The organism is Streptomyces sp. NBC_01190 (assembly GCF_045039895.1).
Lineage (GTDB): Bacteria > Actinomycetota > Actinomycetes > Streptomycetales > Streptomycetaceae > Actinacidiphila.
This window is the reverse complement of sequence record NZ_CP108580.1, coordinates 2717879-2735790: the sequence shown is the minus strand read 5'-3', so window position 1 is coordinate 2735790 and position 17912 is coordinate 2717879. Positions and strand designations below refer to the sequence as shown.

Here is a 17912-nt window from a genome sequence, read left to right as displayed (position 1 = left end):
AGGGGGCTGGGCTCGGGGGAGTCGCTCAGGCCTGCAGGCCGCGGGCCAGCTCCTTGACCGCTTCGAGCGCCTGCTGCTGGAGGCCGCCGCCGAAGGTGACCCGGGTGGCGCCCATCACGCCCAGTTCGCGCGGGGAGGGGCCGCCGGCCTTGCAGAAGGCGTTGAGCGGGCGGCCGATCTCTTCGGCGAGCGCGGCGAGTTGGGTGGCGGGGGCCATGATCGGATAGACGCTGTCCACGCCCGCCGCCGCGTAGAGCCGGCCCCGCTCGACGGCCGCCGCGGTCGCCAGATCGCCCCGCAGATACGTGTCGACGCGCGCGTTGATCACCAGCGCGTCGCCCGCCGCCGCCCGCACCTCCGCCAGCCGGTCCGCCTGCCGCCGGGGATCGTCGAGCTTCCCGGTCACCGGGTCGGAGTCCTCCAGATTGCAGCCGACCGCGCCGGTCGCGAGCAGCCGCTCCACCAACTCCTTGGCCGGCAGCCCGTACCCGCCCTCCACGTCGGCGGTCACCGGTACGTCGCCCGCGGCCCGTACGATCCGGCCGATCGCGGCGAACATCTCCGCCGGGGGCGTCCCGTGACCGTCCGGGTAGCCGAGCGACGCCGAGACGCCGGCGCTAGGGATGGCCAGCGCGGCGAACCCCGCGTCCGCGAAGACCTGGGCGCTGGCCGCGTCCCACGGCCCCGGCAGCACCAGCGGATCGTCCGCGGCCCGCCCGTGGTGCAGTGCCCGCAGCACCGCCGCCTTGTCGCTCACATCAGCCCCCCGGGCGCGGTCCTGGAGGTGGCGTCGAAGCGGTTCCGGGCGTTGACGGCCAAGGCCACGATCGCGCCGACCGGCCGGCTCAGCTCGGCCGCCTCGACATGGCGTTCCGGCCGATCCGCTCGGTCCACCCGGTCCAGCCGATCCGCTCGCTCGCTTGCCTCGTTTGTCGTGACGTTCGTCATGGGTTGACGCTACGTCGGGAAGGCCCCCGGTGCAGTGCCAATCCGCTCCGCATGTCGCGGGCCAATTCCCGCTGGCCGACGGGTCCGGCAGGCGACGGGTCCGGAAGTCGGCGGGTTCCGGCGGCCGGCGGGTTCCGGCCGTACCCGGGGCGGCTCGGCGGCCTGCTCGCCCGGGCCCGCTCCACGCGGCCGAGGCCCCGGCGGACCGCCCGCGGCGTTCACCCCGTCCGGGGAGCCCACTCGTCGTGCAGCAGCCCGAAGACCACCTCGTCCAACTCCTCGCCGTACACCCACGCCGCCCGCCGCAGCGTGCCCTCGTGGCGGAAGCCGGCCCGCCGCGCCGCCCCCATCATCGCCTCGTTCCCCGCCAGGGTCTCCACTTGCAGCCGGCGCAGCCCCCGGACCGCGAACCCGTACTCGCACAGCACCCGTACGACATCGACGCCCAGCCCCCGCCCGCGCGAGCCGGGCAGCAGCGAAATCCCCAGGTGGGCGGAGCGGTTGTGCGTGTCGATGCCCCACAGGATCGCCTCGCCGGCCAGTTTCTCGGTGGCCAGCTCCACCACCGAGAAGACCGCCTCCTTCTCCGACGGCTCGGGCACGGCGTGCGGCGAGTGCCCCGCCCCGGCGGAGACCGGCCGCCAGGGGCGCGGATCGGTGCGGCTCTTCAGCGCCACGTCCTCGTACAACTCGGCGTGCAGGACCGCGACATCGCTCTCCTCGCGGGCCCGCAGCCCGACCTTCTCGCCTCGTATCATCCGCCCTTGCTACCCGTCCGATGCGCGCTTCTCAACCGGATTTCGGGCCCTGGCAAGCGGGCCTAGACGGCGACGCGGGCGTCCTTCAGCCCGCCCAGGATGGCGTCCACCGTCTCCTGCGGGGTCTGGGCGGACGAGTCGAGCCACAGGCCCAGGCGCGGGGTCTCGTCGCGCAGCACGTGGTCGAGGCCGCCGACGGTCCACGACGATCCGTAGCCGCTCTTGGCGCGGGCCGCCTCGCGCGCGGCGACGGCCTCGGGGGAGGGGGCGAGGACGACCAGGTAGAGCGGGCGGGAGGTGATCGCGTCCAGATAGGGCTTCAGGTGCTCGCCGAGGACCACGTCCTGGACGACGGCTGTCCAGCCGGCCGCCGCGTAGAGATCCGCGGTGGAGGCGGACATCCGGTAGCGCAGCCTGAGCTGCTCGACGGCCTCCCCGTCGCCGCGCGGTACGAGCTCGCGCCGCCCGGAGACCAGCATCCGGCGGAACACGTCACCGCGGACGTGGACCGCGCGCGGCAGGCGTTCCGCGAGGAGTTGCGCCACCGTCGACTTGCCGGCGGCCATCACCCCGGTGATCACCAGCACGCCGCCGTCGAGCGCGACTCCGCCCATACCTGCGCCCTCCTCCGGTAGGGGCTCGGACCTACCCGAACGGACAGCGAGCATCTCAGGCTCTGGCCATAGCCTCAACCGTTAGCGCTCATTCGGCATATGCCCCTGTCAGCCCCGCCCCCGTTCGGCCGAATCCGGCGGGGCCGACGCCGGGAAGGAGCCGGCCGCGGTCCGCGACGGGTCGCCGCGACCAGCACCTTCACAACCGATCCCGGCGCCGCCGGACCGGCCGCTACCGCCGGTAGGCGTCGCGGGTCCAACTGAGGCTGCGCGGGGCGGCACGGGCGCCCGCGAGGGGGAGTTGGCGGGACGCCGGGGGAGCGGGAGGCCGCGATGCGGGAGCCGTCGCCACGGTGCGGCCCACCGCTCCGCGGTGGACGGTTCCGGCAGCTCGGACTGACGGTGGAGGCCGTGACCGGAATCGAACCGGCGTAACTCGCTTTGCAGGCGAGTCCCTCAACCACTCGGGCACACGGCCGTGTCGTGCGGTGGTGTTACGACCATGGCGGGGGGTCGGGGTGACGGTCAATGGGGCCGGCCGGGGTGCCACGGGACCGCCATGCGGCGTTAACAAACGGGCGGGCCGGGGTGGCGGCGGCGGAGGGGGCGTACGGGCAGGGGCGTTATGCGGGTTTGCCCCTTACGCTGGGCGGGTGAAAGGTGTGCGGGCGCGCGACGGCGAGCGGGATGAGCAGGGGGTTTCCGCGGCGACGGGTGCGGCGGCGGCCGGGGCTCCGGCTGAGGCTGGGGTCGCGGCCGGGACTCCGGCTGGAGCTGGAGTCCCGGGCGAGGTCGGGGCCGGGGTCGTGGGCGGGACTGGAGTGAGGGCCGGAATCGAGGCGGCGGCTGCGGCTCCGGCTGGGGTCGCGGTCGGCGCGGGGGTCGTCGGGGTCGCTGGAGTCGCTGGAGCTGCCGCGGAGGGTACGGACGCCGGCGGGGTGCTGGGGCGGCGGCATCGGGCGCTGACGTTCGGCATCGTCTCGGTCGTGCTGATGATCGCCTTCGAGGCGACCGCCGTCGGCACGGCGATGCCCGTCGCGGCACGGGAGCTGAACGGTCTGGGGCTCTACGCGTTCGCCTTCTCCGGCTACTTCACCACCTCCCTGCTTGCCATGGTGGTCAGCGGCCAGTGGTGCGACCGCAACGGCCCGCTGCCGCCCATCGGCGTCGGCATCGCCTGCTTCGCCGCCGGGCTGGCGATCAGCGGTACCGCCCGGTCGATGGGTCCCTTCGTGCTCGGCCGGGCCGTACAGGGGTTCGGCGGCGGGCTGGTCATCGTCGCGCTCTACGTCGTGGTCGGCCGCGCGTACCCGGAGCGGCTGCGGCCGGCGGTGATGGCGGCCTTCTCGGCCTCGTGGGTGGTGCCGTCGATCGTCGGGCCGCTCGTCTCCGGCACGGTCACCGAACAGCTCGGCTGGCGCTGGGTGTTCCTGGCGATCCCGGCGCTGGTGGTGCTGCCGCTCGCGGTCATGGTGCCGGCGCTGCGGCGGGCGGCGCGGGCCGGGCGCGAGGCGGGCGATGACGCTCGGGAGAAGGGCACCCGGCCCGCCATGGACGCCTCGCGGATCTGGCTCGCCGCGGCCCTGGCGACCGGCGCCGTACTGCTCCAGTACGCGGGCCAGGATCTACGGCCGCTGTCCGTCGTACCGGCCGTGGCGGGCGCCGCCCTGCTCGTCCCCGCGGCGCTGCGGCTGCTGCCGCGCGGCACCTTCCGGGCGGCCCGCGGGATACCCACCGTGGTGCTGATGCGGGGGATCGCCGCGGGTTCGTTCATCGCCGCCGAGAGCTTCATCCCGCTGATGCTGGTCACCCAGCGGGGGTTGTCGCCGACGCTGGCCGGGCTCTCGCTGGCCGGCGCCGGGCTCACCTGGGCGCTCGGTTCCTTCATCCAGTCCCGGCCCCGCTTCGACGGCTCCCGCGAGCGGCTCGTCCAGCTCGGCCTGCTCTGCTCGGCGTCGGCGATCGCCACGGTCCCGCTCACCCTCGACCACGCCGTGCCGCCGTGGATCGTCGCGATCGCGTGGGGTGTCGGCGGGCTCGGCATGGGCCTGTCCGTCACGACGCTGGGCGTGCTGCTGCTCAAGCTCTCGCCGCCGGCCGACGCCGGGGCCAACTCCGCGGCCCTCCAGGTCTCCGACGCGCTCTCGAACGTCCTGATGGTCGCCGCGGCCGGTACCGTCTTCACCGCCCTGGGCGGCGGCTCCACCGCCCCCGCCGCCACGAGCGCCCTCACCGCCGCCCCCTCCCATCCCGCCGCCTTCGCCGCCGTCTTCCTCCCGGCCGCCGCCGTGGCCCTCCTCGGCGCCCTGGTCGCCGCCCGGCTGCGCCCCAAGCGCCGCGTACCTCGCCCGGCGGCCTGACGCCCCGAAAATCCTGTCCGGTGGCTCGGCACCGCCTGCTACCGTCCGGCCATGCCGGGACTGACCGTACGACTGACCGACGAAGAGCTCGCGGCCCTTCGGGAACGGGCCGAGGCGGAGGGGCGCAGCGTGCAGTCCTTCGCGTACGACGCCCTGATGGCGGCGGTCGGCGCCCGCGCACGGCTCTTCGAGGAAGCGGCCGCGCACGTGCTGGAGGCCAGCGCCGAGCTGAACCGCAGGCTGGCATGACGGTGACCGGTGGCGCGGACCACCTCGTGCTCTCCGAACTCCTCGACCTGGCGCGTCGCCTCGGCGAGGAGGAGGTACGCGACCGCGGCTTGCTCGAGTCGGCGCTGGCCCGCCCCCGGGCGAGCGTCTTCGGCGAGGACGCCTACCCGGACCTCTGGCTCAAGGCCGCGGCCCTGATGGAGTCCCTCGCCCGCAACCACGCCCTCGTCGACGGCAACAAACGCATCGCCTGGTACGCGACCTGGGTCTTCCTCCACCTGGGCGGCCACCCCCTCGACCCGCACTTCGACGTGGACGCGGCCGAGAGCTTCGTCCTGTCGGTCTGCCAGGGCCATCTGACCGTCCCCGCCATCGCCCGAATCCTGCCGGCCTTCGCGACCTGACCCCGCCGCCCCGCCGCCCCGCCCGCCTCAGAACGCGTACCGCGCCGCCCCGTGCCGCTCCCGTCCACCCGCTGGGGGCGGCGGGTGTGAGGTGGGTCGCAGACCGGGGGCGGGGACGCGTTGGGCGGGAGGGCGGGGGAGGGGGCCGGTAGGCTGAGGCGGTTTTCGTAGGATCCGGAGGGGAGCCCTCTCGCCGGACCCTCGGCGTACCGCGGACCTTCGACGTACGCGGGTCCGCGCCCCTACCGCCGAAATCGCCGAAATCGACGAAATCGACGACAACGACGACAACGACGACATCGCCGACCCACCACGGAGACCGTGACTACCACCGCTTCGCACGCGCATCACCACCTCTCTCCCGCCTTCCCCGGGCGCGCCCCCTGGGGGACCGCGGGCAAGTTGCGGGCCTGGCAGCAAGGGGCGATCGACACGTATGTGGCCGCCCAGCCGAGGGACTTCCTGGCGGTGGCGACACCCGGGGCCGGGAAGACCACGTTCGCGCTGACGCTGGCGTCGTATCTGCTCCACAACCACCTGGTGCAGCAGATCACCGTGGTCGCGCCCACCGAACACCTCAAGACCCAGTGGGCGGACGCGGCGGCCCGGGTCGGGATCAAGCTCGATCCGGACTACAGCGCCGGGCCGGTGGGGCGGGAGTTCCACGGGGTCGCGGTGACGTACGCGGGGGTCGGGGTGCGGCCGATGCTGCACCGCAACCGCTGCGAGCAGCGCAAGACGCTGGTGATCCTCGACGAGATCCACCACGCGGGCGACAGCAAGTCCTGGGGCGAGGCGTGCCTTGAGGCCTTCGAGCCGGCCACCCGGCGGCTCGCGCTGACCGGCACCCCCTTCCGGTCGGACACCAACCCGATCCCCTTCGTGACGTACGAGGAGGGCAACGACGGTATCCGCCGCAGCTCCGCCGACTACACGTACGGTTACGGCAGCGCGCTCGCCGACGGTGTGGTGCGGCCGGTGATCTTCCTCAGCTACAGCGGCAACATGCGCTGGCGCACCAAGGCCGGCGACGAACTGTCCGCCCGGCTCGGCGAGCCGATGACCAGGGACGCCATCGGCCAGGCCTGGCGGACCGCGCTCGCGCCCACCGGCGACTGGATCCCGAACGTGCTGCGCGCCGCCGACCAGCGGCTGACCGAGGTACGCAAGGGCATCCCGGACGCCGGCGGCCTGGTCATCGCCACCGACCAGGACTCGGCCCGCGCCTACGCCAAGCTGATCAAGGAGCTGACCGGCCACAAGGCGACCGTGGTGCTCTCCGACGACACCGGCGCGTCCAAGCGGATCGAGGAGTTCAGCGCGAGCGAGGACCGCTGGATGGTCGCGGTGCGGATGGTGTCGGAGGGGGTGGACGTACCGCGGCTGGCGGTCGGGGTGTACGCCACCACCATCTCGACGCCGCTGTTCTTCGCGCAGGCGGTGGGCCGTTTCGTACGGTCCAGGCGGCGCGGCGAGACGGCGTCGGTGTTCGTGCCGACCATCCCGATGCTGCTGGACTTCGCCAACGAGATGGAGGTCGAGCGCGACCACGTGCTCGACAAGCCCAAGAAGCAGGGCGAGGAAGATCCTTTCGCCGAGGAGGACAAGCTCCTGGCGGACGCCGAGAAGGCCGAGGACGAGGACACCGAGGAGGACATGCTGCCCTTCGAGGCGCTGGAGTCCGACGCGGTCTTCGACCGGGTGCTGTACGACGGCGCCGAGTTCGGGATGCAGGCGCATCCGGGCAGCGAGGAGGAGCAGGACTACCTCGGCATCCCGGGGCTGCTGGAGCCGGACCAGGTGCAGATACTGCTGCAACGGCGACAAGCCCGGCAGATCGCGCACAGCCGGAAGAAACCGGACGAAGAGGCGGATCTGCTCGAACTGCCCGCCGACCGGCGGCCGGTCGTCAGCCACCGCCAACTCCTCGAATTGCGCAAGCAGTTGAATACGCTGGTGGGTGCGTACAACCACCAAAGCGGCAAACCGCACGGCGTGATCCACACCGAACTGCGCCGGGCCTGCGGCGGTCCGCCCAGTGCGGAGGCGACGGCGGGCCAGCTCACCGAGCGGATCAAGAAGGTCCAGGAGTGGGCCACCCGAATGCGATGATGTCCGCCGAATTGTAAGGGAAAGAGCCCCCGCGGAACCCCAAGGTCGGGTCAAGGCGACGCCCGGATTGTGGACGACCCCTTCCGCTGAGCGGTACCCGCTCGCTACGGTGCCGGTCACGCACGCGCCGTGGCAGTGCAGCCGCGGAGCGCAGCCGGTATGCCGACCAGTCCGGCGGCCACTTCGCGCGCACTGCCGCGGGACCGGCGGTGTGCACCATCCGCGAGACGGCCGCCGATTTCACGAGGAGGGGGCGTCGTGACCGCGGAGACGTCTCAAACGCTCGACCGGGGACTTCGGGTCCTGAAGCTGCTCGCCGACACCGACCATGGGCTGACGGTGACCGAGTTGGCCGCCAAGCTCGGGGTCAACCGCACGGTGGTGTACCGGCTGCTGGCCACGCTGGAGCAGCATTCGCTGGTCCGGCGCGACCTGGGCGGCCGGGCCAGGGTCGGGCTCGGGGTGCTGGGCCTGGCGCACCAGGTGCACCCGCTGCTGCGCGAGGCGGCGCTGCCGGCGCTGCGCTCGCTGGCCGAGGACATCGGGGCGACCGCCCATCTCACCCTGGTCGACGGTACGGAGGCGCTGGCCGTCGCCGTGGTCGAACCGACCTGGACCGATTATCACGTCGCCTATCGCACCGGCTTCCGCCATCCGCTGGACCGCGGCGCGGCCGGCCGGGCGATCCTGGCCGGGCGGGGCTTGCAGCCGGCCGCCGACGGCCGGTCGTGGGAGCTGTGCTCGGACCAGTCCCCGGACCCCGCAGACATCTACGCGGAGGTCGGCCACCACGGCTCGGGCGCCGCGCGGGCGGACGGCGTGGACCGGCCCGACCGGGTCGGTGGGGTTCCGGCGGCGGCCGACCCGGTGCGGTATGTGCTGACGCACGGTGAGCTGGAGGCGGGCGCCAGCGGCGCCGCGGCCCCGCTGCTCGGCGTCCCGGGCATCGAGGGAAGCGTCGGTGTGGTGATGCTGGCGGATTCCGTACCGGAACGGGTGGGGCTGCGCGTCGTGGAGGCCGCTACCGAGGTCGCGGACGCGTTGCGCTAGGCGCGGGCCCGGGCACGGGTGTGGGCCCGTGCCCGGGCCCGGCGGCGGTGGGGCACCGGACCTCCGCTGCCTTGCCCGGCTGCGACGCGCCGTCCCGGCGCCCCGAGCGCCCCGAGCCCTTTGCGCCGGTGACTATCCGACGGCCGTGGGGGGCTGGGCGCGCAGTTCCCCGCGCCCCTTCAGGTGCCGGCCGCCGGAGCCGGGCCCCTTGAGGTGCCGGCCGTCGCGGCCGGGCGGCGCCGGGCTACCGCGTGAGGGGAACGTGGCGCGGGTGAATTAGGGTCGGGCGCATGCCTACGCTTTCCCGTCGGTCGCTGGCCCTTGCCGCTTGTGCGGCGGTTGTCGCCGCGCTGCTCGCGGTGGCCGCTTTCGTGCCGCTGCCGGTGTCGATCGTTCTGCCGGGTCCGACGACGGACGTGCTGGGTACGGACCACGGCGCCCCGGTGATCACCGTCACCGGCACCCCGGTCCGCCGTACCAGCGGACAGTTGCGGCTGGTGACCATCTCGGCGACCGAGCCGAACGCGGCGGTGCACTTCTCCGACGTGGCCAGGGCCTGGTTCAACACCAAGCAGGCCGCGATGCCGCGCGAGGCGGTCTACCCCACCGGCGGCTCGGTCAAGGAGATCCAGCAGGCCAACACCAAGGAGATGGTCCAGTCGCAGGACGCCGCCACCGCCGCCGCCCTCAAGCGGCTCAAGCTCTCCCCGGCCAAGGTGAAGGTGACGCTGCGGCTGGCCGACGTGGGCGGCCCGAGCGCCGGGCTGCTCTTCACCCTCGGCATCATCGACAAGGTGGCGGGCGACGGCCACGGCGGCGATCTGACCGGCGGCCGGGTCATCGCGGGCACCGGCACGATCGACGCGGCCGGCCGGGTCGGCGCGGTCGGCGGGGTACCGCTGAAGGAGCAGTCCGCCCGGCGGGACGGCGCCACGGTCTTCCTCGTCCCGCGCGACGAATGCTCCGACGCCAAGGCCGAGCTGCCGCGCGGCCTCAAACTGATCCCGGTGACGACGCTGGACGGCGCCCTGTCCGCCCTCGCCGCGGTCCGCTCGGGATCGGCCACCCCCTCCTGCTGAACGGGCCGCCCGCCGCACACGCTGCCCCTTGGGAACCCGGTACGGATCCCGCTACGTATCCCGCGCCGCCTGCGCCACCAGCGGAATGATCCGCAGCGGCACCGGATTCTCCATCACGATCGCCGTCGCGGCCCGCACGATCCCCTCGAACCCGAGCACCCGGTCGATGACCCGTTGCAGATCCGCGTTGGAGCGGGCCACCAGCCGGCAGAGCATGTCCCCCTCCCCGGTCGTGGTGTGCAGCTCGAGCACCTCCGGCACGCCCACCAGGTGGGCCCGCACCTCCGCCCCCTGGCCCTGCTTGATCTCCAGGGTGGCGAAGGCGGTCACCGGATAGCCGAGCGCCGCCGGGTCCACCTGCGGCCCGAAGCCCCGGATCACCCCGGTGGCCCGCAGCCGGTCCAGCCGGGCCTGAACGGTCCCGCGGGCCACCCCGAGCCGCCGGGACGCCTCCAGCACACCGATCCTCGGCTCCTCGGCCAGCAGGGTGATCAGCCGGCCGTCCAGCGCGTCGATGCCCATCCCGGGCTCCCCCCGTGGTCATCCTGCACAGATTGACCCGTCGATCCTGGTCTCCACCGCGCAGACTGTCCAGCGAAATCCGGAACCGTTGCGCACTGTGAAAGGTGGCGAGACGCTTCTGTCATGACTGAGACCCGGGATGCCTTCCCCGTAAAGGGCATGGACGCCGTCGTCTTCGCCGTCGGCAACGCGAAGCAGGCGGCGCACTACTACTCGACCGCCTTCGGGATGCGCCTCGTCGCGTACTCCGGTCCGGAGAACGGCAGTCGCGAGACCGCCTCGTACGTACTGGTCTCCGGCGGCGCCCGCTTCGTCTTCACCTCCGTCATCAAGCCCGTCACCGCCTACGGCCGCTTCCTGGCCGCGCATGTCGCCGCGCACGGCGACGGCGTGGCCGACCTCGCCATCGAAGTCCCCGACGCCCGCGCCGCCTACGCCTACGCGACCGGGCACGGCGCCACCGGGATCGAGGAGCCGTACGAACTCAAGGACGACCACGGCACGGTGGTGCTGGCCACCATCGCCACCTACGGCGAGACCCGCCACACGCTGGTCGACCGCACCGGCTATGACGGTCCCTACCTGCCGGGCTACGCCGCCGCCGAGCCGATCGTGGCGCCGGTCGCCAAGCGCTTCTTCCAGGCCGTCGACCACTGCGTCGGCAATGTCGAACTCGGCCGGATGGACGAGTGGGTGGCCTTCTACAACCAGGTCATGGGCTTCACCAACATGAAGGAGTTCGTCGGCGACGACATCGCCACCGAGTACTCCGCCCTCATGTCCAAGGTGGTCGCCGACGGCACCCGCAAGGTCAAGTTCCCGCTCAACGAACCCGCGGCCGGCAAGAAGAAGTCCCAGATCGACGAGTACCTGGAGTTCTACGGCGGCCCCGGCGTCCAGCACATCGCGCTCGCCACCAACGACATCGTCGCCTCGGTGCGGGCCATGCGCGCGGCCGGCGTCGAGTTCCTCGACGCCCCGGACTCGTACTACGACACCCTCGGCGAATGGGTCGGCGACACCCGCGTCCCGGTGGAGACGCTGCGCGAGCTGAAGATCCTCGCCGACCGCGACGAGGACGGCTATCTGCTCCAGATCTTCACCAAGCCGGTCCAGGACCGGCCGACCGTCTTCTTCGAGATGATCGAACGCCATGGCTCGCTCGGCTTCGGCAAGGGCAACTTCAGGGCGCTCTTCGAGGCGATCGAGCGCGAGCAGGAGCGCCGCGGCAACCTGTAGCCGCCGCTGGCCGGCTCCGGCCGCCGCTGGTCGGAGCCGTTCGCCGCGGCGGACCGCGATCGCCGGGGCGGACCGCGATCACGGTGCCGAGCGCATGGCGAGCGCCGTCTCGATCGCGGCGAGTGTGTCCGCCGGGCCTTCGGTGAGGACGCTGGTGATGCCGAGGGCCCGCGCCGGCGGCAGGTTGGCCTCGGTGTCGTCCACGAAGACGCAGGCCTCGGCGGGGAGTTCCATCAGGTCGAGCGTCAACCGGTAGATCTCCGGGTCCGGTTTGCGCAGGCCGTGGTGGCCGGAGATCACCACCGGGTCGTAGTTGGCGGCCAGGTCGTAGCCTGCGTAGATGTCGAAGGGCTCGGTGCCGAGGCTGTTGGACAGCACCCCGACCGTGACGCCGGCCGCGCGGGCGGCCCGGGCGGCGGCGATCACCGACGGCTCCGGGCGGAGGTCCGCCAGCAGCCGGGCCACAAGATCGGTGGAGCCGACACCCAGCAGGGTCGCGGTGCCCTCGCTCCACCGGGTCTGGCTGATCGCGCCGCGCTCGACGTCCTCCCAGAGCGCCTGACCGGCCGGTTCGCCGGTCACCACCGAGAGGAAGGTGCCCTCCGGCAGCCCGGAGCGGCGGTCGAAGCTCCAGGTCGCGGCGGTGAAACTGGTGGTCAGCACCCCGCCGAAGTCCAGGATCAGCCCGGCCCCGCGGTTCATACGGCGGCCCCCGCGGCGGTCGGGAGCGCCGCGGCGGACGGGCGCGGTCCGGCGGCACCGGGGAGCGACGTGTGAGTGACGGAGACGACGGTTCGGTGCGGCACAGGACCGAGCATCGCGGATCCGGCCGCGAACCACCGGGAGGAAACGCGGTGGCGGCCCAAACCGGTCCCCGGCCGGCGCCAGGTGCTGTCCGGACGATTGAGGCGCGCCTCATACGGTGTCAGGCTGGGCGGATGGACGACCTGATCTCGCGGCTCCGCGGCGGCCTCCCGGCGGAGTCCGTGCTGACCGACCCGGACCTCACCGCCTCGTACGCGCACGACATGGCGAGCTTCTCGGCGGCGGGCACCCCCGCCGTGGTGGTACGGCCGCGGACCGTGGAAGAGGTCCGGCATGTGCTGCGGACGGCGACCGACCTGCGGGTGCCGGTGGTGCCGCAGGGCGCGCGGACCGGGCTGTCCGGCGGCGCCAACGCCACCGAGGGATGTGTCGTGCTCTCGCTGGAGAAGATGGACCGGATCCTGGAGATCGATCCGGTGGAGCGCATCGCGGTGGTGGAACCCGGTGTGGTCAACGCGGTGCTGTCCCGGGCCGTCGCCGAGCAGGGGCTGTACTACCCGCCGGACCCGTCGAGTTGGGAGATGTGCACCATCGGCGGGAACATCGGCACCGGCGCCGGCGGGCTGTGCTGCGTTAAATACGGCGTCACGGCGGAGTACGTGCTGGGTCTCGACGTGGTGCTCGCCGACGGGCGGCTCCTGACGACCGGGCGGCGCACCGCCAAGGGCGTCGCGGGCTACGACCTGACCCGGCTCTTCGTCGGCTCGGAGGGAACACTCGGCGTGGTGGTGAAGGCGGTGCTGGCCCTTCGGCCCACCCCGCCCCAGCAGCTCGCGCTGGTCGCGGAGTTCCCGTCCGCGGCGGCGGCCGGCGCGGCGGTCTGCTCGATCATGGCGAGCGGGCACGTACCGTCGCTGCTCGAACTGATGGACGGCACCACGATCCGCGCGGTCAACGCGCTGGCGAAGATGGGCCTGCCGGAGACCACCGAGGCGCTGCTCCTCGCGGCCTTCGACACCCCGGACCCGGCGGCCGACCTGGCCGCGCTCGGGGCGCTGTGCGCCGAGGCCGGCGCCACCGATGTCGTACCGGCGCAGGACGCGGCCGAGTCGGAGCTGCTGCTCCAGGCCCGGCGGCTGTCGCTGACCGCGCTGGAGAAGGTCTCCACCGCCACCATGATCGACGATGTGTGCGTACCGCGGTCGCGGCTCGGCGAGCTGCTCGACGGGGTGGCCGCGGTCGCCAAGAAGTACGACCTGACGATCGGCGTGTGCGCGCACGCCGGCGACGGCAACACCCACCCCGTGGTCTGCTTCGACGCCCGGGACGCCGACGAGTCCCGGCGGGCCCGGGAGTCCTTCGACGAGATCATGGCACTCGGCCTGGCGCTGGGCGGCACCATCACCGGTGAGCACGGGGTGGGGCTGCTGAAGAAGGAGTGGCTGGCGAGGGAACTGGGGCCGACCGGGATCGAGTTGCAGCGGCAGGTGAAGGCGGTGTTCGACCCGCTGGGCCTGCTGAACCCGGGCAAGCTCTTCTGACCCGGCGGGCTCTTCCCACCGGGGGGGCTCTTCGCACCGGTTCGACCGGGCCGACCGGGTTGGCCGGCGGGGGCGTACTCGACCGGTGGCAGGACCGGCGGCAGCCGCTACGCACCCGCGTCCGGGCCGTCGTCCTTCCCCGCGCAGGGATCACGTTGCAGCGTCTTCTCGTCGCCGGGCGCCGGGGCCAGCAGTGCGCCGAGCTCGTCGTCCAGGTCGAGCTGCTCGTGCTCATGGCCGGGGGTGACCAGGCGCAGGGTGCGTTCGAGCCAGGCGGAGACCGGTGAGGAGGGCACTTCGAGCAGCGCCTCGCCGTCCGGGGAGCTGAGCGCGAGGCAGATCACGCTGCGGCCGTCGGTCTTCGTCGGCCAGATCCGCACATCGCCGCTGCCGGTCGGCCGGAAGACCCCCTCGACGATCAGCTCGCGGGCGAAGGTCCAGTTCACGGGGGTGGCCGAGCCCACATGGAAGGTGATGTGCACGGCGTACGGGTCGGCCGGGCGATAGGCCAGCCGGGTCGGTACCGGGATGCTGCGCTCCGGCGACAGCACAAGCTGCATTTCGAGTTCGCGTTCCACCACGGTCAGCATGGTTCGACGTCCTTTCCTCGGCGCGGTGGCCCCGCGGGGTCGTGCTTCGGGGCCTGCACCTGGAGAGAGCGCGTGCCTCCCCCACCATTACGCGGCTTCTCGATATTTGGTTCAAATATCCTCAACGAGTGGCGGCCCGCAGCGCGTAAGGGTAAGGACGCGAAGGAGTGGGCCCGCCGCGTCCGCCCGTCTGGTAGATGTGGACCCACGTCCCCCCGGCCGAGCAGATACGGAACCCGTGAACCATGAGCGCACCCACTTCTGGCTCCTCCGGTTCTTCCGCCAACTCCTCGGGCGCGGCCGGTTCTTCGGGCTCTGCCGAGCCCGCCGGCGCGGCCGCCTCGCCGGTGCCGGGCTACTACCCCGATCCGTCGGTCCCCGACTACATCCGCTACTGGAACGGGTCCTCCTGGGTGCCGGGGACGAGCCGGCCGGCGCCGCCCAGTGGCGCCGGCCCGGCGCAGGATCCCGCGCCCGCTCTTCCCGCCGTGCGCACCCCGTCCGGCCCGCCCGCCGTGCCCGCGCGGCACGCGGGCCCGGCCATCGACGAGTCGGGCCCGATGTTCCTCGACGAGGACCCGCTCGCGCCCCAGTCCGAGACGCCGGGCCCCGCCTGGCCGGTACCGGCCCCGCGGGGCCAGGGCCTGCCGCCCATCTCCTGGGGCGCGCCCGCCACCCCGGCCGTCCGGGAGCCGCGCCGGGAGCCGGGCCACGAAGCGCCGCCCGCACCGGCCCGGTCCCAGCCCGTACCGCCGCCGCCAGCCGCACCCGCGGCGCCCGTCGTATCCGCCGTACCCGTCGCGCCGCGGCCGCTCGCCCCGGAGCCCCAGCCCCAGCAGGCCCCGCCATGGGCCGCGCAGGTGCACGATCTGGCCCGGCAGGGCGGGGCGCCGGTTCCCGGCCGCCCGGCATCCCCCGGCGAGCCCGTCGTACCCTGGCGTCCCGTCGCCGCCGACCCGTTCGCCGGCGCGCTCAGCCAGGGGCGGCCCGGCGGTCTGGTGCGGCGGTTCGCCGCGCGGGTGATCGACACGGTCCTCGGCGGCGCGCTGGTGGGGCTGGCCGCGGTGCCGCTGGGGACGGCGGCGTATCACCACGCCAAGGACAAGGTGGACGCGGCGAAGCTGACCGGCGAGACGGTCAGGGTGTGGCTGATCGACGGCACCACCGGGGTGCAGCTCGGCGCCGTGCTGGTGGTGGCGATCGCGGTCGGCCTGCTCCTGGAGGTGCTGCCCACCGCCAAGTGGGGTCGGACCCTGGGCAAGAAGCTGGTCGGACTGCGGGTGCTGGACATCGAGGCGCAGCAGCCGCCCGGCTTCGGGGCCAGCCTGCGCCGCTGGCTGACGCACGCGGTGCTGGACCTGCTGGTCATCGGTGTCGTCAGCCTGACGTGGTGCCTCTTCGACCGGCCGTGGAAGCAGTGCTGGCACGACAAGGCGGCCCGCACCTTCGTGGCCGCCGACTGAGCGGCCCGGCCAGGCCCTAGGCCGTGTCTGACAAATCCCTCCCCCAGCTACCGCTGGGAGGTGCCCCCAGCCCCGCGGCGTCTGGCACGCACTCCCCCAGCTGCGTTGTCGGGGTCGTCCGAGTAGGCCCACTACGAGGACGACCTCCCCCAGCTACCGCCTGGGGGTGCCCCCACCGCCCTTGCGATCTGGGGGTACCCCCGGACGAAGTCTGGGGGAGCACCAGACGCCGCGGGCCCCGCCCTGCGGGCGGACGACGCTATTTGTCAGACACGGCCTAGCCCGAACGGGTCTGGTGGCGGGCGCCCGGGGGACCTCCGGGGTTGACTCGGTCCATGAGCACCGATCAGCCGGGCCCCGGATCCGAGGACGACCCCTTCGGCAAGCGGCCCCATGACGGTGATGAGGCGTCCGGTGCGTCCGGTGCGTCCGGCGGGGAGCCCGAGGACCGGCCGCCCGACCCGCAGCCGCCGCCCAACAATCCGTACGGCCCGCTGCCGCCCCGCCAGGAGCGGCCGAAGGAGCCCCCGTCCCCGCCGCCCGGCCAGGGCGGGCCCTACGGCCAGGACAGCCCCGGCGGCCCGCCGCCCCCGGGCTCCGGCGGCCCCTTCGGCGAGGACGACCTGGGCGACCGGGGCGGGCCCGGCGGGCCTGGCGACCGGGGCGGCGGTGTCGAGCCCGGCGGCGGGGACGATGAGGGGGACAAGGACCAGGCCGGCACCAGCCGCTGGGGCCCTCGCGGCGGCAGCCCGTACGGACCGGGCGGCCAGGGCGGCGACCCGTACGGGCCCGCCGGCGACCCCTATGGCAAGGGCGGCGACCCCGCCGGGCAGGACCCCTACCGCCGGAGCCGCTACGGCCGCAACCCCTTCGCCCGCGATCCCCGAGGCGTCGGCCCCGACCCGCTGGCGGGCATGCCGCCGCTGGCCGCCGCGGGCAAGCGTGTCCTCGCCCGGATCATCGATGTGATCATCGTGCTGATCCCGGCGTATCTGCTGGAGTGGGCGGCGGAAGGTATGCAGATCCACAACGCGACCGCGGGCCGTTCCGCGGTCGGCGGGGTGTTCGCGGCCGGGTTCGGCTTCCTCTACGAATGGCTGACGACCAGGTCGCGGGGCCAGACCGTCGGCAAGCGGGCGATGCGGATCAGGACCGCGATGCTGGCCGACGGCTCCGTACCCACCTCGACGGCGTCCGCCCTGCGGGCGGCCGTCCTCTGGCTGCCGGTCTTCTGCTGCTACATCATCTGGTTCCTGGCCATCGGTATCACCGTGGCCTTCGACCGGCCGTACAAACAGGGCATTCACGACCGGATCGCCAGGACCGTGGTGGTCGAAGTCTCGGACCGGGGCATCTGACCCCTCTGTACGATCATCCGAATGGCTGATTTACTCAACAGCCATGACTGCTGATCCATCTTCTGGTATGCCCGCGCCGGCCCGGCTCAGCAGCCGTTTTCTGGCCCGGCTGATCGACACGGTGATCCTGATCGCGATCGAGTGGCTGCTGGCCGCCCTCGTCGCCGGCCCGACCTCGCCCGGTGACTTCTCCCACGCCGGCAAGGTGCTGATGAGCGCGCTGGTGTTCATCCTCTACTTCGCCTACGAGGGCGCCATGACGGCCGGCCGCGGCCAGACCCTGGGCAAGATGGCGCTCAGGATACGGGTGGCCCTGATCGAGGACGGCGCGGTGCCCGGCCGGGCCGGCTGGACCCGGGCCGCCGTCTACGCGCTGCCCGGGGTGCTGCTCTCCATCGTGATCGGCCCGATCTTCTGGCTGCTGAACTGTGTGTGGTGCACCTGGGACCGGCCCTTCCGGCAGTGCCTGCACGACAAGGCGGCCAAGACCGTGGTCGTGTCCGCCGTCTGACCCCGGGCGCCCCCCGCCGTCACCCGCACCGGCGGCCGGTGCGCTCTAGCCGATCCGCCGCTGGGATGCCGAGCCCACCCGGGGCCGGGTCCCCGGCTTCGGCGCCTGCGCCGGGGACGGCGCCCCCGGGAGGGGTGAGGCGAGGGCGCCGGACAGGGCGGCCGCGCCGGCCGCGGTCCGCGCGGCCTCGGTCCTGCGGTCGCGGGCCGCCACGGCCGTCGCGACGAGCAGGCCGAGCGCCAGCCCGCCCACCGCGACGCCGAGCACCGCGGCGCTCGACCGCGCGTGGGTCAGCAGCAGCACCGCGAAGGTGAAGAGCACCACGGTCAGCGAACCGTAGGCGACTTGGGCGTTCGTCGGACGTGGCATC

Annotated in this window: 19 protein-coding genes and 1 tRNA gene; 11 read left to right on the top strand and 9 right to left on the bottom strand. The window is 73.4% G+C overall.

Annotated elements, in window-relative coordinates; translation table 11 throughout:
- Nucleotides 1-25: 25 nt before the first annotated feature.
- The 5 genes from OG519_RS11460 to OG519_RS11440 all read right to left on the bottom strand — a co-directional run bounded on the left by OG519_RS11460 (nt 26) and on the right by OG519_RS11440 (nt 2798).
- A complete protein-coding gene (locus OG519_RS11460; protein WP_405582127.1) occupies nt 26-757 on the bottom strand; it encodes an isocitrate lyase/phosphoenolpyruvate mutase family protein in 732 nt (243 codons plus the stop codon).
- Nucleotides 754-948, bottom strand: a complete 195-nt coding sequence (locus tag OG519_RS11455; protein ID WP_405582124.1) for a hypothetical protein — start codon at nt 946-948, stop codon at nt 754-756. Before OG519_RS11455 ends, OG519_RS11460 begins: the two co-directional genes overlap by 4 nt.
- A gap of 218 nt (nt 949-1166) precedes the next feature.
- Nucleotides 1167-1706, bottom strand: coding sequence for a GNAT family N-acetyltransferase (locus tag OG519_RS11450; protein ID WP_405582122.1), 540 nt, complete (start codon nt 1704-1706; stop codon nt 1167-1169).
- A gap of 62 nt (nt 1707-1768) precedes the next feature.
- On the bottom strand, nt 1769-2320 hold the full coding sequence (locus tag OG519_RS11445) for an AAA family ATPase (RefSeq protein WP_405582119.1): 552 nt from the start codon (nt 2318-2320) through the stop codon (nt 1769-1771).
- A 403-nt stretch (nt 2321-2723) separates the two neighbouring features.
- Nucleotides 2724-2798: transfer RNA gene (locus OG519_RS11440), tRNA-Cys, on the bottom strand.
- A 355-nt stretch (nt 2799-3153) separates the two neighbouring features.
- Here OG519_RS11440 and OG519_RS11435 point away from each other — a divergent pair.
- The 6 genes from OG519_RS11435 (at nt 3154) to OG519_RS11410 (ending at nt 9553) form a co-directional block, all read left to right on the top strand.
- Entirely contained in the window at nt 3154-4680 is a 1527-nt protein-coding gene (locus OG519_RS11435) for an MFS transporter (RefSeq protein WP_405592646.1), read from the top strand.
- A 51-nt stretch (nt 4681-4731) separates the two neighbouring features.
- Nucleotides 4732-4929 carry a hypothetical protein gene (locus OG519_RS11430; protein WP_405582117.1) on the top strand — a complete coding sequence of 66 codons (198 nt, stop codon included), beginning with the start codon at nt 4732-4734 and terminating at the stop codon, nt 4927-4929.
- A complete protein-coding gene (locus OG519_RS11425; RefSeq protein ID WP_405582115.1) occupies nt 4926-5312 on the top strand; it encodes a type II toxin-antitoxin system death-on-curing family toxin in 387 nt (128 codons plus the stop codon). Before OG519_RS11430 ends, OG519_RS11425 begins: the two co-directional genes overlap by 4 nt.
- A 321-nt stretch (nt 5313-5633) precedes the next feature.
- Nucleotides 5634-7424 carry a DEAD/DEAH box helicase gene (locus tag OG519_RS11420; RefSeq protein ID WP_405582112.1) on the top strand — a complete coding sequence of 597 codons (1791 nt, stop codon included), beginning with the start codon at nt 5634-5636 and terminating at the stop codon, nt 7422-7424.
- Between the two features lie 258 nt (nt 7425-7682).
- The gene (locus OG519_RS11415) at nt 7683-8474 is read left to right on the top strand and encodes an IclR family transcriptional regulator (RefSeq protein WP_405582110.1); all 792 of its coding nucleotides are present in this window, start codon (nt 7683-7685) and stop codon (nt 8472-8474) included.
- A 290-nt stretch (nt 8475-8764) separates the two neighbouring features.
- Nucleotides 8765-9553: a S16 family serine protease gene (locus OG519_RS11410; protein WP_405582107.1), complete on the top strand. Its 789-nt coding sequence runs from the start codon at nt 8765-8767 to the stop codon at nt 9551-9553.
- Between the two features lie 51 nt (nt 9554-9604).
- On the opposite strand, the gene OG519_RS11405 is transcribed toward OG519_RS11410, so the two are convergent.
- On the bottom strand, nt 9605-10075 hold the full coding sequence (locus OG519_RS11405; protein WP_405582105.1) for an Lrp/AsnC family transcriptional regulator: 471 nt from the start codon (nt 10073-10075) through the stop codon (nt 9605-9607).
- 123 nt (nt 10076-10198) lie between these two features.
- Between OG519_RS11405 and hppD the strand changes: the two genes are divergently transcribed.
- A complete protein-coding gene (gene hppD / locus OG519_RS11400) occupies nt 10199-11314 on the top strand; it encodes a 4-hydroxyphenylpyruvate dioxygenase (protein ID WP_405582102.1) in 1116 nt (371 codons plus the stop codon).
- A 78-nt stretch (nt 11315-11392) separates the two neighbouring features.
- Here the strand turns inward: hppD and OG519_RS11395 are convergent, their stop codons facing one another.
- Nucleotides 11393-12016: an HAD-IA family hydrolase gene (locus tag OG519_RS11395; RefSeq protein ID WP_405582099.1), complete on the bottom strand. Its 624-nt coding sequence runs from the start codon at nt 12014-12016 to the stop codon at nt 11393-11395.
- A gap of 236 nt (nt 12017-12252) precedes the next feature.
- Between OG519_RS11395 and OG519_RS11390 the strand changes: the two genes are divergently transcribed.
- Nucleotides 12253-13620, top strand: coding sequence for an FAD-binding oxidoreductase (locus OG519_RS11390; protein ID WP_405582097.1), 1368 nt, complete (start codon nt 12253-12255; stop codon nt 13618-13620).
- A 107-nt stretch (nt 13621-13727) separates the two neighbouring features.
- Here OG519_RS11390 and OG519_RS11385 read toward each other — a convergent pair whose 3' ends face one another.
- On the bottom strand, nt 13728-14210 hold the full coding sequence (locus OG519_RS11385; protein ID WP_405582094.1) for an SsgA family sporulation/cell division regulator: 483 nt from the start codon (nt 14208-14210) through the stop codon (nt 13728-13730).
- A 245-nt stretch (nt 14211-14455) separates the two neighbouring features.
- On the opposite strand from OG519_RS11385, the gene OG519_RS11380 reads away from it, so the two are divergent.
- The 3 genes from OG519_RS11380 (at nt 14456) to OG519_RS11370 (ending at nt 17542) form a co-directional block, all read left to right on the top strand.
- Nucleotides 14456-15673: an RDD family protein gene (locus OG519_RS11380; protein ID WP_405582091.1), complete on the top strand. Its 1218-nt coding sequence runs from the start codon at nt 14456-14458 to the stop codon at nt 15671-15673.
- Between the two features lie 335 nt (nt 15674-16008).
- Nucleotides 16009-17031: an RDD family protein gene (locus tag OG519_RS11375; protein ID WP_405582088.1), complete on the top strand. Its 1023-nt coding sequence runs from the start codon at nt 16009-16011 to the stop codon at nt 17029-17031.
- A 43-nt stretch (nt 17032-17074) separates the two neighbouring features.
- Entirely contained in the window at nt 17075-17542 is a 468-nt protein-coding gene (locus tag OG519_RS11370; RefSeq protein WP_405582085.1) for an RDD family protein, read from the top strand.
- Nucleotides 17543-17587: 45 nt separating this feature from the next.
- Here OG519_RS11370 and OG519_RS11365 read toward each other — a convergent pair whose 3' ends face one another.
- Nucleotides 17588-17911, bottom strand: a complete 324-nt coding sequence (locus tag OG519_RS11365) for a hypothetical protein (RefSeq protein ID WP_405582082.1) — start codon at nt 17909-17911, stop codon at nt 17588-17590.
- Nucleotide 17912 lies beyond the last annotated feature (1 nt).

Excerpts from the sequence above, each read along its gene's own strand:
- OG519_RS11455 (WP_405582124.1), bottom strand. The coding sequence starts at position 948 with ATGACGAACGTCACGACAAACGAGGCAAGCGAGCGAGCGGATCGGCTG.
- OG519_RS11450 (WP_405582122.1), bottom strand. The coding sequence starts at position 1,706 with ATGATACGAGGCGAGAAGGTCGGGCTGCGGGCCCGCGAGGAGAGCGAT.
- OG519_RS11445 (WP_405582119.1), bottom strand. The coding sequence starts at position 2,320 with ATGGGCGGAGTCGCGCTCGACGGCGGCGTGCTGGTGATCACCGGGGTG.
- OG519_RS11430 (WP_405582117.1), top strand. The coding sequence starts at position 4,732 with ATGCCGGGACTGACCGTACGACTGACCGACGAAGAGCTCGCGGCCCTT.
- OG519_RS11425 (WP_405582115.1), top strand. The coding sequence starts at position 4,926 with ATGACGGTGACCGGTGGCGCGGACCACCTCGTGCTCTCCGAACTCCTC.
- OG519_RS11410 (WP_405582107.1), top strand. The coding sequence starts at position 8,765 with ATGCCTACGCTTTCCCGTCGGTCGCTGGCCCTTGCCGCTTGTGCGGCG.
- OG519_RS11405 (WP_405582105.1), bottom strand. The coding sequence starts at position 10,075 with ATGGGCATCGACGCGCTGGACGGCCGGCTGATCACCCTGCTGGCCGAG.
- hppD (WP_405582102.1), top strand. The coding sequence starts at position 10,199 with ATGACTGAGACCCGGGATGCCTTCCCCGTAAAGGGCATGGACGCCGTC.
- OG519_RS11395 (WP_405582099.1), bottom strand. The coding sequence starts at position 12,016 with ATGAACCGCGGGGCCGGGCTGATCCTGGACTTCGGCGGGGTGCTGACC.
- OG519_RS11390 (WP_405582097.1), top strand. The coding sequence starts at position 12,253 with ATGGACGACCTGATCTCGCGGCTCCGCGGCGGCCTCCCGGCGGAGTCC.
- OG519_RS11385 (WP_405582094.1), bottom strand. The coding sequence starts at position 14,210 with ATGCTGACCGTGGTGGAACGCGAACTCGAAATGCAGCTTGTGCTGTCG.
- OG519_RS11380 (WP_405582091.1), top strand. The coding sequence starts at position 14,456 with ATGAGCGCACCCACTTCTGGCTCCTCCGGTTCTTCCGCCAACTCCTCG.
- OG519_RS11375 (WP_405582088.1), top strand. The coding sequence starts at position 16,009 with ATGAGCACCGATCAGCCGGGCCCCGGATCCGAGGACGACCCCTTCGGC.
- OG519_RS11370 (WP_405582085.1), top strand. The coding sequence starts at position 17,075 with ATGACTGCTGATCCATCTTCTGGTATGCCCGCGCCGGCCCGGCTCAGC.
- OG519_RS11365 (WP_405582082.1), bottom strand. The coding sequence starts at position 17,911 with ATGCCACGTCCGACGAACGCCCAAGTCGCCTACGGTTCGCTGACCGTG.